The following is a 15,664-nucleotide window of genomic DNA, read 5'->3' as shown; positions in this document are numbered from 1 at the left end:
GTCCATGCCCTCCTTGGCGTACGGACCTCGCTGCTCGAGCAGATAGTTCGGGGTGGCGCAGATCGCCAGCACGGTCAGCACCGCCGCCACGGTTTCCCGCGTTCGGGCGATCGCGGTCAGGCCGACTGCCAGCAGCAGCGCCATCGCCGGCGACGTGTACGTGAGGTATCGCGGGTAGTACACCGGCTCCAGAAACGCCGAGTAGATCAGCAGCACCGCAGTCGGGAGTGCGATCCAGGCGATGCTGAGGACGACCAGCGGCCGGACGCCGGCGTCGGCTGGGCGGAAGCGACGCATCACCAATGGCAGTGCGAGTACCACCCCGGCGGCGACGGCGAACGCGACGCTGTGGTCGAAGTACTGCTCCTGCACCACTTCGGCGACCGTGTGCCACCCCAGCGGCGAGATCCACCGCACCTGGGCGATCTGCGTTCTGCCGAAGGCGAGGAACGGGACGACGGCGGTCAACGCCACCGCGACGGCGGCGATCCACCGCTGAACCGCCGCACGTCGGGCGCCGAGGGACGCGAGCGCCACGGCGTGGCCGAGCACCAGCAGCACGACGAAGACGTTGAGCAGCGACGCCGCCACGACCGCGAGCCCGTAGCACGCCCATAGCCACCTGGTGTTGCGGCGCACGCCGACGACGAGCAGCACGGTCAGCCAGACCGCAGCTGCCGCGGTCAGCGCATAAGACCTGGCCTCGATACCCGCCCACGTCACGCGGGGAAGGATCGCGAACACGATGCCGGCGCACACGGCAAGCGTGCGGCCCGAAAACTGGCGCGCCAGGACCACCACACCGGCCGCCGCGATACCTACCGCCAGACAACTCGAGAGCCGCGAGTAGAACTCGGTGACCGGGAACACCGCGAACCAGCCGTGCATGAGCAGGTAGTACAGGCCGTGCACCGCATCGATGTTGTGCAGCAGACGCCACAGTTCGGGGACGGACCGGGTCGACGCCGAGATCGTCGCCGCCTCGTCGAACCACAGCGACGGTCGGGCGGCACCGGCCGCCGACACCGCGACGGCGAACACCGCGACCAGTACTGCGTCGAACCGACCCGCACGGACGGACGCCAGCCGGTCCGGGCGCGCGACGCGCTGCGCTTTCGATGAAAGATCCACAGGTGCCTTCTCCGTACCCTTCCGGCGATTCGCAAAACGCTAGCGTGCGCCGGGTCACGCCGGTCGCTGCCGGGTGACGTTGCCTGCCATTCAGGACGAAATAGCAGGAAAGCGGCACTGGAACGGCTACTGTTCCGAGTGGTCTTGAAATCGACACTGGGAGGACATGGATGAGCGCCTATCAGACCGTCTTGGTCGGCACGGACGGATCGGACTCGTCGCTGCGTGCGGTGGAGAAGGCTGGTCAGATCGCCGGTGACGCCAAGCTGGTCATCGCGACGGCGTACTTCCCCCAGGCCGAGGACCAGCGTGCCGCCGATGTGCTCAAGGACGAGGGCTACAAGATGGCCGGCAACGCGCCGATCTACGCCATCCTGCGTGAGGCCAAGGAACGCGCCCACAATGCCGGCGCCCAGAACGTCGAAGAGAAGGCCATCGTCGGGGCGCCCGTCGATGCGCTCGTCGAGCTCGCCGAAGAGATCAAGGCTGATCTGCTCGTGGTCGGCAACGTCGGGTTGTCCACCATCGCCGGTCGCCTGCTCGGTTCGGTGCCCGCCAACGTGGCGCGCCGCTCCAAGAGCGACGTGCTGATTGTGCACACCACGCCGTAGCGGTCAGGTGTTCGACGCTTTGGCGATGCTCGCGATCGCCTCGTCGAGCGTGGCGTTGAACTCCTCGTCGCTCTGCTGGGCGGTCAAGCCCTCGGTCAGTGCGCGCGAGAAGCTCGCGATGACCCCGTGGTTGCGCGACAGCTTCTCGTTGGCCACGTCGCGGCTGTAGCCGCCGGACAGGGCCACGACGCGCACCACGTTCGGATGCTCGACGAGGTCCTTGTAGAGGTTGTCGGTTTCGGGCAGCGTCAGCTTCAGCATGACCTTCTTGTCGCCGAGGTTGTTGACCCCGTCGAGAAGAGCCGCCTTGAGTTGGTCCTCGGCCTCGGCCTTCTTCTCGCTGTTGATGTCGACCTCGGGTTCGATGATCGGCACCAGGCCCTTGGCGAGCACCTGCTGCGCGACCTCGAACTGCTGGGCCACCACCGCGTCCAGTCCGGCGCCCGGCAGTTTGATGACCGAACGTTCCTTCGTCCCGAAGATGCCCTTTTCGACGGCACGGTCGAGGAGGTCGTCGAGGCCGGGCATCGGCTTCATCGTCTGGGCTCCGTCCTTCTCCTCGGCCAGGCCCTTGTCGATCTTGAGGAACGGCACGATGTTCTTGACGTTCCAGAGGTAGTCGGCGGTCGGGCGGCCCTCGATGTCGCGGTCCATCGTCATCTCGAACAGGATCGCGCCCACGATCCGGTCGCCGTTGAAGGCGGGGCTGGTGATGATGCGGGTCCGCATCTCGTGCACCAGATCGAACATCTGCTCGTCACCGGAGTAGCTGTCCTCGGAAATGCCGTACAGCTTCAGCGCTTTGGGGGTGCTGCCGCCGCTCTGGTCGAGCGCCGCAATGAACCCGGCGCCGCTCTGCGCCTTCTTCAACTGATCGTCATTCATGTCTGCCCTTTCTTCGTCACCAGGCAATCTATCGAAGGTGGCAAGCCCGACCGTCAGATGGCTGTCCAAATCACCGGTCCGCGTGATCAGGGCATCACCGCGGCCCACTTCTGATGACCCTCGTAGCCGAGGTCGTCGGCCATCGTCCAATAACGTTCTCTGAGTTCGCGATATGCGGTGTCGTCACCGCGCGCATTGGCCAACAGTGCTCTCAGGCGCAACAGCCAGATGTCGCGAATCACCGCTCCTTCGAGCGGCGCGCGCTCCAGCTCGTCGATCGCAGCCGCGGCTTCGGCGGTGTCGCCGTCGGCGTTGCGTTTGAGCAGTGCGTCGACCAGGAAGCCGGCCACTGGGATCCAGTACGTGTACTGCCTCCGGGCGAACATCGTCTCGGCCGCTCCGCGTATGAGAGGGATCGCCGCGCTGAAGTCGCCCCGGTTCGCGCGGTCCAGCCCGACGAGGGCGTCCATGAACGTGACCTCGACCAACATCGTCCGGTTCTGGGTCCAGGCATCCCTGACCTGGGTGATCATCTGAATTCCGCGGTCCCAGTCGGCCACGGTCGCCTGGTAGATCAGCTGTCCGCCGAGGACATACCGGGCGATCTCGCCGGCGTAACCGTAGGAGAACGACTCGGCGGTTCTCAACGTCGCTTCGGCCTTCGCAACCGCTGATCCGTCACAGGCGACCGCGCCGAAGGCGACACCGAGCCCCAGGTTCCACGAGGTCGTGAGGGCGATGGTGAGCGGTTCGTTGCTTTCTGCGGCCAAGGCAAAGGCGGCCTCCACGTCGTCCCGCCATCCCTGACGGCCGAACCACCACCCGGCCAACCCTCGCAGCGCCGTCGCGATCGCGAGCGGTGAGCCCACCACGAGGCTGCCCTTGGTGAGGTCGCCGGCAGCCCACTCGATTGTGCTTTCTGCCCACCGCAGACCGTCGGCCAACTCACCGTTCTGGATCTTGATGCCTATTGCACCGAAGGCGGCCTGCGCGGCCAGGCCAGGATCCCCGATCGACTCCAACAGCGCCATCTGTTCGGTGGCCAGTCGCGATGATTCCCGTGTCTCGCCTCGGAAGTGAAGGTCCGAGATCGGCCCCATCATGCCGACGGCCAGCGATGCCTTATCTCCTGTCAACTCGCAGAGCTCACGCAGTTCCTCGAAGCGCGTGCCGCACTCGCGGGCCATCCGCCAGCCGCTCGCACAGAGAAAAGTGCGCGGTGCGATGCGCATCGCGCTGCGCTCCGGGTCGTCCTCGGGCAGGGCGTCGGCGACCCGGCACGCACTCTCCCAACTGAGCAACGCCGCGGACACGTCGCGATTGTTCGACCATCCGGCTGCACGCATATGCCAGCCGAATGCCGCACGCAAATCACCTGCGGCCTCGGCATGTTCGGCGATGAGGGCCGCGTTCTCTTCGATGTTGCCTGCGCTTCTTCGTTCGATCGCGGCGGCCACCCGGCGGTGCAACTCGGCCCGGTCGGACTTCAGCTGCGCCTCGTAGGCGACCGCTCGAATGAGGGGATGGTGGAAGACGAATTCCGGTTCATCCGTGAAGGTGACCTGGTCGATGAGCTGAGCCGTCAACAGATCACCCGGCCGCGGTTCGATGTCCAGCGCCTTCAAAAGGTCTGTGCCGAAGCGGGATCCGACGACCGACGCCGCGTTGAGGGTGCGCTTCGCGACGGGATCGAGTCGGTCGATGCGGGCCGCGATCGTCGCTTGCAGCGTGGCGGGCACGCTGACATCGGCGGGTTCAGCCGACGACGAGTACGTTCCCGAGTGTCCCTGCAGCACGCCTCGTTCAACAAGGTCGCGAATGATTTCCTCGGCGAAAAATGGTGTGCCCACGGCCTTTTGGACGACAGTCTGGGTGAGCTGTCGCACGGAGGGATCCTGTCCGAGTAAGGTCGTGACCAAGTCGGCGGTTTCCGCGTCGTTCAACGGGCCGAGCGCGATGGTCTGCGTGCCCGGGACCTGGGTCAGCGATCCGCGGTACTCGGGTCGGTAGGTGATGACCGTCAGCAGCGGCGTCTGCGGGATGACGGTGAGGAACGCGGCGAGCATGGACTCACTGGACTCATCGATCCAGTGGGCATCTTCGATGATGTAGACAGCAGGCGTCTGCGTGGCCAGTGCCGCAGAATTCACGAGCGCGATCAGGCGTCGCCGACGGCTGTCGGGGTCGATCCGCGGTGGCTCGAGCGATGGGTCGGCGATGCCCAGCACGTCCTCGAGGAGAACCACGTCGTCGCGGCCGGCGTCGGGGAAGGTCCCGGCTTCGATCATGACGCGGGCAGATCCCGCATCCATGTGCTCGACCCCGGTCGCGGCACGCAGCAGTCGGGCCACCACTCGGAACGGCACCCGGGTGGTGTGTGACTCGCAGGCCGTGGTGTACACGGGCACTCCTCGGCTGAGCGCGGTCGCCGTCAGCTCGCGCGTGAGCCTGCTCTTGCCGATGCCGGGAGGTCCGGATACGCCGACCACGGCGCCCTGACCGTCGATCGCCCTGTCCAACAACCCTTCGAGGGCCGACATCTCCCATCGCCGACCGACCAGCTCGGTCTCTGATCGCAGCGGCCCGTGCTGTCGGCCGATGCTCACCAACCGCCGGGCCGTTATCGGATCGTCCTGCCCCTTGATGCGCACCAATTCCGGCGGGTCGAGTGTCACCACCGACTCCACCAGCCTCACCGTCGACACGCTGAGCATTACGCCGCCCGGCGGAGCGACCGACTCCATCCGCTGAGCCAATCCGACATGCTCGCCGACCGCGGTGTAACCCAAGGCGCCGGAACCGATTTCGCCGGCGATCACCTGGCCCGAGTTGAGGCCGATGCGAAGTTGTAGGCGGATGCCGTCGCGGCGGTCGAACCCATCGGCGATCGCATGCATCTCAGCCTGGATTCCCAATGCGGCCAGGCATGCCCGCACGGCGTGGTCCTCGAGTGCGACGGGTGCGCCGAAGACCGCCATGATGCCGTCGCCGGTGAACTTGTCCACCGTGCCGCCGTAGCGCTGCACCACCGCTGCGGCGCAATCCACCAACTGGGCCATGATCTCGCGCAGCCGCTCGGCGCCGACTGAGCGGGCGATCGCCATGGAGTGGACCACATCGGCGAACAGCACGGTCACCTGCTTGTACTCTGCGCGTGGTTCTTCGCGGGTCAAAGGCGCGCCGCACTCGCTGCAGAAGTTGGCGGTGGCGCCTACCGCAGCGCCACACGTCCCGCAGCGGGCTTCGTCCACCTGATAAGTGTCACCGCAAGATGCGGTCGAATTGCCTGATCGGATGAATTCCGTGCAGGTCACGGTACGACGGCGGCTGACGGTCCCCGTCGTCCCTGATGCCGTACTCGGCTGCCAACTCGGCGCCGATGAACGTCTGGCCGCTCTTGTCCATCACATCCGGGTCGTTGAACAGCGCCCAGATCAAGTGTCCGGTGAACTCGGGCGTCTCGGTGTTGTCGAGGAGATCACCGAGCTTGTCCGGGGCCGTGGCCGCCATGGCTTTGAACCGTTCGGTCAGCAGCACGCCCATCCAGATGGACGCGGTCGCGATACCGACGTCCCGGAAGTCGACTGCCATGTCGGCGGCCATCTTGTCGGTGCCGGCTTTGTGCACGCCATACGCCGGGCCGAATACGTAGTGCGCCGCTCCGGGTGCCGACGTGAACGCCACCAGTCCGCGGGGTTGCGCGACCATCAGCGGTGCGGCGAATACGGTGGCGACGTAGCTGCTGCGCAGTCCGACCTCGACCGTATCGATGATGTCGATCGGCTTCTCCCAGAACGGTTTTCGTCCCATCATCTCGTCGCGGATCGTCACAGCGTTGTTCACGAGGATGTCGAGCCGCCCCTGTTCTCGGCCGACCCGGTCGAACAGCGCCTTGGTCTGCTCGTCGTCGGCGTGGTCGACCGCGACGGCGACCCCGATACCGCCCGCCGCTGTCACCAGTTCGGCGGTCTCGTGGATGGTGCCCGCGTGCACCGACTGGCCGGCGCGCTCGGTACGCCCGGTGACGTAAACGGTGCAGCCGTGACTGCCGAGCGCGTGGGCGATCCCGCGTCCCGCGCCGCGACTGGCGCCCGTCACGACAGCGACCGGCGGGTCTACCAACCGCGTTCTTTCCACTCGCCGAGGTGTGGCCGCTCCGTTCCGAGCGTGGTGTCGTCGCCGTGCCCCGGATAGACCACCGTCGAATCGCCGTAGACGTCGAACACGCGGCTGGTCACATCGGCGAGCAACTGGTCGAACGCACCGTCCTCCCACGTCTTCCCGATACCGCCCGGAAACAGGCAGTCCCCGGTGAACAGGTGGGTCGCTCCGGTTTTGGGGTCGGCGCCGTCGAGTGCAAGCGCGACCGAGCCGGGCGTGTGGCCCTGCAGGTGGATGACGTCGAACTTGAGGTCGCCGATCTCGACCGTGTCGCCGTGCGCGAGGATCCGGTCCGGCGTGACCGGCAGGGCATCGGCGTCGCGCTGATGGGCGGCGGTCGGGACCCCCGTGGCCTTCGCCACTTCTTCGAGCGCCTGCACGTGGTCGAAGTGCTGGTGGCTGGTCACGATCAGCGAGAGCTGCGGCGCGTGCTGTTCGATCAGCTCGAGCAGCACCGGCGCATCGTTGGCGGCGTCGATCAGCAGTGTCTGGCCCGTTCGGGAACACGTGACCAGGTAGGCGTTGTTGTCCATCGGGCCCACCGAGACCTTGACGATCGAGGCGTTCGGCATGGTGCGCCGGGCCGCGGTTCCGGGCTCCACATGGCCGGTGTAGTTGTCGTCGACGACGGTCATGGTCTTCACGGTATCCGGCTTGTCGGTGGCGGCACATAGCATGGCTGGCGAACTATGTCGTGCGGAAGCGGATGAGGAAGGACACAGGTGGCTGACCGCCTTGTCGTCAAAGGTGCGCGCGAGCACAACCTGCGCAGTGTCGATCTTGATTTACCACGCGAGGCCCTGATCGTCTTCACCGGCCTGTCCGGGTCGGGGAAGTCGTCGCTGGCGTTCGACACCATCTTCGCCGAAGGTCAGCGCCGCTACGTCGAGTCGCTGTCGGCCTACGCGCGTCAGTTCCTCGGCCAGATGGACAAGCCCGACGTCGACTTCATCGAGGGCCTCTCGCCTGCGGTCTCCATCGACCAGAAGTCCACCAACCGCAACCCGCGGTCGACGGTGGGCACCATTACCGAGGTCTACGACTACCTGCGCCTGCTGTACGCCCGGGCGGGCACGCCGCACTGCCCGGTGTGCGGTGAACGCATCGCCCGTCAGACCCCGCAGCAGATCGTCGACCAGGTGCTCGCGATGGACGAGGGGCTGCGGTTCCAGGTCCTCGCCCCGGTCGTGCGCACCCGCAAGGGCGAGTTCGTCGACCTGTTCGACAAGCTCAACACCCAGGGCTACAGCCGCGTACGGGTCGACGGTGTCGTGTATCCGCTCACCGACCCGCCGAAGCTCAAGAAGCAGGAGAAGCACGACATCGAGGTGGTCGTCGACCGGCTCACCGTCAAGGCGACGGCCAAGCAGCGGCTCACCGACTCGGTGGAGACGGCGCTGAACCTGGCCGACGGCATCGTGGTGCTCGAGTTCGTCGACCGCGAGGACGACCATCCGCACCGCGAACAGCGCTTCTCCGAGAAGCTGGCCTGCCCCAACGGGCACCCGCTCGCCGTCGACGACCTCGAACCGCGCTCGTTTTCGTTCAACTCGCCGTACGGCGCCTGCCCGGAATGCACCGGCCTGGGCATTCGGAAAGAGGTCGACCCGGACCTGGTGGTACCGGACCCCGACCTGACGCTCGCCGAAGGCGCCGTGGCGCCCTGGTCCATGGGGCAGACCGCCGACTACTTCACCCGGATGCTCGCCGGCCTCGGCGACGCGCTCGGCTTCGACGTGAACACGCCGTGGAAGAAGCTGCCGGCCAAAGCGCGCAGAGCGATCCTCGAGGGCTGCGACGAGCAGGTGCACGTGCGGTACAAGAACCGCTACGGCCGGACCCGTTCGTACTACGCCGATTTCGAAGGCGTGATGGCGTTCCTGCAGCGCCGTATGGAGCAGACCGACTCCGAGCAGATGAAGGAGCGCTACGAGGGCTTCATGCGCGACGTGCCGTGCCCGGAATGCGACGGCACCCGGCTGAAACCGGAGATTCTCGCGGTGACGCTGGCGGCGGGGGAGTTCGGCGCGAAGTCCATCGCCGAGGTAGCCGAGCTGTCGATCGCCCAGTGTTCGGAGTTCCTCAACGCGCTGACCCTCGGCACCCGGGAGCAGGCGATCGCCGGGCAGGTGCTCAAGGAGATCCAGTCTCGGCTGGGCTTCCTGCTCGACGTGGGCCTGGACTACCTGTCGCTGTCCCGCGCGGCGGCCACGTTGTCCGGCGGTGAGGCGCAGCGGATTCGGCTCGCCACCCAGATCGGCTCCGGCCTCGTGGGCGTGCTGTACGTGCTCGACGAGCCGTCGATCGGCCTGCACCAGCGCGACAACCGTCGGCTGATCGACACGCTGGTCCGGTTGCGGGACCTGGGCAACACGCTGATCGTCGTCGAACACGACCTCGACACGATCGCCCACGCGGACTGGGTGGTCGACATCGGCCCGGCGGCCGGTGAGCACGGCGGCCAGATCGTGCACAGCGGGCCGTACGAGGAACTGCTGACCAACCCGGAATCGCTTACGGGAGCGTATCTTTCGGGCAAGGAAGAGATCGAGGTGCCGGCGATCCGGCGGCCCGTCGACAAGAAGCGTCAGCTGACGGTCGTCGGCGCGCGCGAGCACAACCTGCGCGAGATCGACGTGACCTTCCCGCTGGGAGTGCTGACGTCGGTCACGGGGGTCTCGGGTTCGGGTAAGTCGACGTTGGTGAACGACATCCTGGCCGCCGTGCTGGCCAACAAGCTCAACGGCGCGCGGCAGGTGCCCGGCCGGCACACGCGCGTGACCGGTCTGGACAAACTGGACAAGCTGGTTCGCGTCGACCAGTCGCCGATCGGCCGGACGCCGCGGTCCAACCCGGCCACCTACACCGGTGTGTTCGACAAGATCCGCACCCTGTTCGCGGCCACCACCGAGGCCAAGGTGCGCGGCTACCAGCCGGGCCGGTTCTCGTTCAACGTCAAGGGCGGTCGCTGCGAGGCCTGCTCGGGGGACGGCACCATCAAGATCGAGATGAACTTCCTGCCCGACGTGTACGTGCCGTGCGAGGTGTGCCAGGGCGCCCGGTACAACCGAGAGACCCTCGAGGTGCACTACAAGGGCAAGACCATCGCAGAGGTCCTCGACATGTCGATCGAGGAGGCCGCCGAGTTCTTCGCGCCGATCACCTCGATCCACCGGTATCTGAAGACGCTCGTCGACGTGGGACTGGGATATGTACGGCTCGGTCAGCCCGCGCCGACGCTGTCCGGTGGTGAGGCGCAGCGCGTCAAACTCGCCTCGGAACTGCAGAAGCGCTCGACGGGCCGCACGGTGTACATCCTCGACGAGCCGACCACCGGCCTGCACTTCGAGGACATCCGCAAGCTGCTCAAGGTGATCAACGGCCTTGTCGACAAAGGCAATACGGTGATCGTCATCGAGCACAACCTCGACGTGATCAAGACGTCCGACTGGATCGTCGACATGGGGCCCGAGGGCGGAGCAGGCGGTGGCACGCTCGTCGCGACGGGAACACCCGAAGACGTCGCGCTCAACCCCGACAGCTACACCGGGCACTTCCTCGCCGAGGCGCTGGGCGTCGCGCGGCCAAAGCCGAAGCGCACCAAGATGTCTCGCCGCTAACGCTTGGACAACGGCGACGGGAAGCGCGGGCTGATCCGGACACCGTCGAGCCATTCGGTCAGTTCGGCGGCTTGCTTCTGCAGTCGCTGGTGCGCAGACCGGCCCACGTCGTCGAGCAGAAGCACTTCGACCCGGCCGTCGTCGTCCTGGTTCCAGGCGCCCACGATCCGGCCGTCACACCAGGCCGTCGGTCCCGCGTTGCCGTTCCTGTCGAACACCTGGCTGCGGTGCGGGCCGAGATACCAGTCGCGATCGAACCAGCCCATCGTGGTGACGTCGAGGCTGGGCAGCAGCGCGCACCACGGCCCCGTTTCGGGCTCGACCTGCAGGTCGTCGGGCAGTGCATAGCCGGGCATGCCGTCGAGGTCCACCTCGACTGCGTCGCTGTCGCGCAACGCCTGTCGAGCCCACGTCAGCGTGGTGCCGAACCACCACTTGACGTCGGTCAGGCTGGCCGGGCCGAACGCGGCCAGCCACCTCCGCACCAACGCAGCGCGGGCCGTGTCCGCGTCGACCGCATCCGTCACCGGCACCCAGTCGGCTGCGGAAACCCAGCGCGGCCGCGACGTCGTCCACTTTCCGTCGTTGGGTCCCCGCATGATGTCTCCGCGCACCGCCAGCACGGTGAGAATCCTTGGGCCCAGCGGCGTCTCACCGCCCCAGCGCTTGCCAGGCGCCGGGTTGTAGGTGCCCGCCAACTCGGGCAGCGCGGCCCGCAGAGCCTGCGCGCTCGTCGGGCCTTCGGCGGCGAGGTGCCGTAACACCGCCGCGCCTGCCGCCTCGAGCCACTCGTCGCCGTCCGTGCAGACGCCTGCTTTTCGGGCGTCGGCGATGAGCCGGCGACGCTCGTTGTCGGCGACGCGATCGCTGGCTGCCGCCTGAATGAGCGGCAAGTCATCGCCACGAACCGTCCACAGGGTCCGCCGCATCGCCAGGTGTTTTATCAACGTACGACGCTCGTAGAGGTCAGCGTCCAGATCGGCCGTGGTGAAATCGCCCAGCCGCGCCCACAGCGACAGGTACGGGGTGGCCGGATCCGTGGCATGCAGACCGATGAGGCCGCCGGCGACGGCACCGACGGACTCGGCGGGTGCGGTCAGGAAATGGCGCCGGGCGAGCCGCGTTCGCCGCTCGTCGGCCGTGAAGCTGCGCATCGCCTGCGAACGTTACTTCTTGCCCATCTGCTCGCGGATTTGAGCGAGCCGCTCGGCGGCCGCGCGCTGGCGTTCTTCGTATTGCTCGGCGACACTGCGGCCTTCCGGCGTCTCGGCCGCGAGTTCGGAGGCGCCGACGGCAGTGCCGTAACGGGTGTCGATCTTCTCGCGCACGGATTCGAAGGTGGGCACACCGCCGGGGGTGTAGCCGCTGTCCACCGGTTCGGCTGGTAGCGGTGTTTCGGCCGGGTCGGACTGCGGCGCGGGAGTCGTTTCGTCCGCCATGCCGCCACGGTACCCGCTAGTGTGCGGCGGTTTGGCGGACCGGCGGCGCCTGTATCGGAACAGCGGATCCCAGGTCGGGTGCGACGCCCGGCGTGCGCAGCCTGCTCGCCATCCACGGCAACGCGGAGGCGAACGCATGCGTGGCGTATGGCCAGTCGTGCTTGCCCGGCTCGACCACGACGGCGCAGCCGATTCCGTTGGCGCTGCCCAGGCTGCACAGCGCATTGGCCGCGTTGATCTGCGGGGCGGCGTCGACGGTGTTGACGTCGAATCGGCCGGTGACGCCGGAGTAGCGGCCGTGGCGGGTCATGACCGTCATCGGATCGAACGATGCGTACGCCGCGTCGTTGCCGCCGAACAGTCGTGCGACGGTCTGCTCCTTGGTGCCGCTGTTGGGACTGATGTCACCGGCGATGTCGTCGAACACGCTGAACAACTCCGGATGCATGACGGCCAGGTCGACCGCGCAGGTGCCTCCCATGGACCAGCCGACCACACCCCAGTTCGCGGCCTTGTCGCTCACGTGGAAGTTCGAGACCATGTACGGCACAACATCTTTCGTCAAATGATCGGCGGCGTTTCCACGGTTTCCGTTGACGCATTCCGTGTCGTTGTTGAACGCCCCGCCGGCGTCCACGAAGACGAGAACCGGCGCATTGCCGCCGTGCGCGGCGGCGAACGCGTCGGCCGTGGCGACCGCATTGCCCGCGCGCACCCAGTCGGCCGGCGTGTTGAACTCACCGCCGATCATCATCAGCGTGGGCAGCGGCGGCGGAGGGTTGCTCGCATACCAGGCCGGCGGCAGGTAGACGAGCTCGCCGCGGTGGCGGAAGCCGGACCCCGAGTTGCCGACGTTCACAGCCACCACCGTGCCCCTGGCCGGGACCTCGTGCCGCTGTTGCATCGCGTACATGGTCGTGGCATCGGTTTGATCCGGCAGCGGGCCCGCGGTCAGCTGATTCCACGCAGCCTGCACGGTCGGTACGTAGCCCACCCACAAGTTGACGGCGAGCGCGACCGACAGCAGGCACAGCGGCAGCGCCACCAGCGATACGCCTCGACGCCACCAGGACGCCCCGCGCCACCCGGCGAGCAGCACGCCGATGGCTGCACCCGTCAGCCCTATCCACACCCAAAGGGAGTGTGGCGCCGGGTTGTCCGAGAGTCCTTCCGATGCGACATACCAGTACGTCGCCACCGTCAGCGCGACACCGCACAGGGCCGCCCACGGCACCCACACCAGCCGCCAGCGTCGAGTCCGCCATCCGATGGCAGCGAGTAGGGTGGCCGCGGCGATCAGTTGCACCGTGGTGGGAATCCAACCGTGCATCAGCGAAAGGTGCGCACGAAGCGAATGGGCCAGTGTCGCCAATGTCACGGCTCTTAGCGTGACTGCCGAACCTTAAAGCCCGCTGTGACCTACCTGTCAGCGTGGTTTGGCCAGCGGAAACGGCAGAGTTTCGCGGATGCTGCGGCCGGTGATCAGCATGACCACGCGGTCCACGCCCATGCCGAGCCCGCCGGTCGGCGGCATCGCGTACTCCATCGCCTGCAGGAAGTCCTCGTCGAGTTCCATGGCCTCCTGGTCGCCGCCGGCCGCCAGCAGTGACTGCTCCTGCAGCCGCCTGCGCTGCTCGACCGGGTCGGTGAGTTCGCTGTAGGCGGTGCCCAACTCGACGCCCCACGCCACCAGGTCCCAGCGTTCGGCGACGCCGGCCACGCTGCGGTGCGGCCGGGTCAGCGGGGACACCGACGTCGGGAAGTCCTTGTAGAAGGTCGGCTTTTCGGTGCGGCCTTCGACCAGCCGCTCGTACAGCTCAAGAACCACCGCGCCGGCGTCCCAGTGCGTCAGGTACGGGATACCGGCGGCGTCGCACAGCTTGCGCAGTGCCGGCAGGTCGGTGTCCGGGCTGATGTCCTCGCCGAGTGCTTCCGACACCGCGCCGTGCACGGTCTTGACCGCCCACTGTCCCGAGATGTCGACGGGTACGAGCGTGCCGTCCTCTCGCGGCCGGTGGAACACCTGCGCGCCGTTGGCGGCCTGCGCGGCGTTCTGGATGAGCTCGCGGCAGCCGTCGATCCACACGTGGTAGTCGGCGTGTGCCTGGTACGCCTCCAACAGCGTGAACTCGGGGTTGTGGCTGAAGTCGACGCCCTCGTTGCGAAACGCCCGGCCCAGCTCGAAGACCCGCTCGACACCACCGACGCACAGCCGCTTGAGGTACAGCTCGGGGGCGATGCGCAGATAGAGGTTCAGGTCGTAGGCGTTGATGTGGGTGAGGAAGGGCCGGGCGTTCGCGCCGCCGTGGATCTGCTGCAGGATCGGCGTCTCGACCTCCAGGAAGCCGTTGGCCACCAACGTCTCCCGGATCGAGTGCAGCACAGCGCTTCGCGCGCGGATCAGCTCGCGGGCGTCGGTGTTGATCGCCAGGTCGACGTAGCGGGCACGCACCCGGGCCTCCTGGTCGGTCAACCCCTTCCACTTGTCCGGCAACGGTCGCAGGCACTTGCCGATCAGCCGCCAGCGGTGCACCAACAGCGAGCGAGTGCCCTTCTTGCTGTAGCCCATCGTGCCGGACACCTCGACGAGATCGCCCAGGTCGATCGCGGCGGTGAAATCGGCTGTCGTGCCCGACTCGAGCAACGAATTGTCCAGCAGCAGCTGGACTTCGGCTGACCAGTCCCGCAGCTGGGCGAACAGGACGCCGCCGTAGTCACGGCTGCGCAACACCCGACCCGCGACCGTCACCGCGAGGTCATCGTCGGCAGCGAGGGCGGCCCCGATGGTGTGCGACGGTTGGCGGCCGACAGGGTAGGCGTCAATTCCCTTGCCCTGCAACGCCTTGAGCTTGGCCATCCGCACCCGCACCTGTTCGGGCAGGCGCGGCTCGTCCTCGTCGGGCAGATCCGCCTGTAGGCCGGGGAGATCCGGGGCCGTGCCGTCGTGGTGCAGCAGCCCAGTGTCGACCAGGTTCTGCGGCACCGCGGTGTGGTGGCCGGTGTGCGGCTGCACGTGGCGCCGCGAGAAGGGCAGCACCAGAAAACCTTCGGCGATGACCGATGCCACCCCGACTCTCGGGATCAGCCGGGCATCTTCGTAACAGGCGTACCGGGGCACCCACTGCGGGTGGTACTTCATGTTGGAGCGGTACAACGTCTCCAGTTGCCACCAGCGAGAGAAGAACACGAGCAGGCTGCGCCACAGCCGTGCGACCGGGCCCGCGCCGAGCTGGGCACCCTGCTCGAACGCCGAACGGAACATCGCGAAGTTCAGCGAAATCCGCGTGATGCCGATGTCTTCGGCCTGCATGCACAGCTCGCTGACCATCAGCTCGATGGTCCCGTTGGGTGATTGCGGCGAGCGGCGCATCAGGTCCAGCGACGCCCCGTTGGAGCCCCACGGCACCAGCGACAGCATCGCGACCACCTGACCGTTCTGAACTGCCTCCACCAGTAGGCAGTCTCCGTCGGCGGGATCACCGAGCCGGCCCAGCGCCATCGAGAAGCCGCGCTCGTCGTCGGTGTCGCGCCAGGCGTCGGCGCGGAGGCGTTCCGCCAGGCCGGCCTCAACGCCTTGCAACTGGGTGACGAAGCCATCCTGTATCCCGACAACTTCCGCCTCTCCGGACCGGACATGCGCGCAGTGCGCCAGGCGGTGACACGCGCTCGGCGCGCGGGCGCCAGCGTCCGCATCCGCAGGCACCGTGACCTGGGCACCGACGAGATGGCCGACGTGATCTCCCGCGCCGACGCCTGGCGCGACACCGACGACGAGCGCGGCTCGCGGCGATAGGCCTGCACGGCCTTGATCCCGCCG

10 protein-coding genes and 2 pseudogenes are annotated in these 15,664 nt (G+C 67.3%); 3 read left to right on the top strand and 9 right to left on the bottom strand.

The genetic code is table 11. The features are described from left to right. Positions 1-1,131 (bottom strand): hypothetical protein (locus tag A5663_RS13185; protein ID WP_231976775.1); only part of this gene is annotated, 1,131 nt, incomplete at its 3' end. A 170-nt stretch (positions 1,132-1,301) separates the two neighbouring features. Between A5663_RS13185 and A5663_RS13180 the strand changes: the two genes are divergently transcribed. Further along, complete coding sequence (locus tag A5663_RS13180; protein ID WP_068149363.1) at positions 1,302-1,742, top strand: universal stress protein; 441 nt, start codon at positions 1,302-1,304, stop codon at positions 1,740-1,742. Between the two features lie 3 nt (positions 1,743-1,745). Here A5663_RS13180 and A5663_RS13175 read toward each other — a convergent pair whose 3' ends face one another. From A5663_RS13175 to A5663_RS13160, 4 genes are all read right to left on the bottom strand, one after another. After that, complete coding sequence (locus tag A5663_RS13175; protein WP_068149361.1) at positions 1,746-2,627, bottom strand: fructose bisphosphate aldolase; 882 nt, start codon at positions 2,625-2,627, stop codon at positions 1,746-1,748. Between the two features lie 86 nt (positions 2,628-2,713). Continuing rightward, on the bottom strand, positions 2,714-5,878 hold the full coding sequence (locus A5663_RS13170) for an adenylate/guanylate cyclase domain-containing protein (protein WP_068149359.1): 3,165 nt from the start codon (positions 5,876-5,878) through the stop codon (positions 2,714-2,716). 10 nt (positions 5,879-5,888) lie between these two features. Further along, a complete protein-coding gene (locus A5663_RS13165) occupies positions 5,889-6,764 on the bottom strand; it encodes an SDR family NAD(P)-dependent oxidoreductase (RefSeq protein WP_197503387.1) in 876 nt (291 codons plus the stop codon). Next, entirely contained in the window at positions 6,743-7,423 is a 681-nt protein-coding gene (locus A5663_RS13160; protein WP_068149371.1) for an MBL fold metallo-hydrolase, read from the bottom strand. Before A5663_RS13160 ends, A5663_RS13165 begins: the two co-directional genes overlap by 22 nt. 87 nt (positions 7,424-7,510) lie before the next feature. On the opposite strand from A5663_RS13160, the gene uvrA reads away from it, so the two are divergent. Next, complete coding sequence (gene uvrA / locus A5663_RS13155; protein ID WP_068149351.1) at positions 7,511-10,408, top strand: excinuclease ABC subunit UvrA; 2,898 nt, start codon at positions 7,511-7,513, stop codon at positions 10,406-10,408. On the opposite strand, the gene A5663_RS13150 is transcribed toward uvrA, so the two are convergent. From A5663_RS13150 to lysX, 4 genes and pseudogenes are all read right to left on the bottom strand, one after another. Further along, a complete protein-coding gene (locus A5663_RS13150; protein ID WP_068149349.1) occupies positions 10,405-11,562 on the bottom strand; it encodes a winged helix DNA-binding domain-containing protein in 1,158 nt (385 codons plus the stop codon). The two genes, uvrA and A5663_RS13150, sit on opposite strands and share 4 nt — an antisense overlap. 12 nt (positions 11,563-11,574) lie before the next feature. Further along, positions 11,575-11,847 (bottom strand): hypothetical protein, encoded by a 273-nt coding sequence (locus A5663_RS13145; protein ID WP_068149347.1) that lies wholly within the window; start codon positions 11,845-11,847, stop codon positions 11,575-11,577. Between the two features lie 16 nt (positions 11,848-11,863). Further along, a complete protein-coding gene (locus tag A5663_RS13140; RefSeq protein ID WP_068149364.1) occupies positions 11,864-13,177 on the bottom strand; it encodes an alpha/beta hydrolase family protein in 1,314 nt (437 codons plus the stop codon). Positions 13,178-13,273: 96 nt separating this feature from the next. Continuing rightward, positions 13,274-15,388, bottom strand: a pseudogene (gene lysX / locus A5663_RS13135) (bifunctional lysylphosphatidylglycerol synthetase/lysine--tRNA ligase LysX); the annotation flags it as partial. Between lysX and A5663_RS23570 the strand changes: the two are divergent. Further along, positions 15,383-15,628, top strand: a pseudogene (locus A5663_RS23570) (phosphatidylglycerol lysyltransferase domain-containing protein); the annotation flags it as partial. The pseudogenes lysX and A5663_RS23570 overlap by 6 nt on opposite strands. Positions 15,629-15,664 lie beyond the last annotated feature (36 nt).

Origin of the sequence: Mycobacterium sp. E740, assembly GCF_001672895.1 — a bacterium.
Lineage (GTDB): Bacteria > Actinomycetota > Actinomycetes > Mycobacteriales > Mycobacteriaceae > Mycobacterium.
Note: the sequence above shows the minus strand (reverse complement) of the source record. Positions and strands in the feature narration are given on the sequence as shown.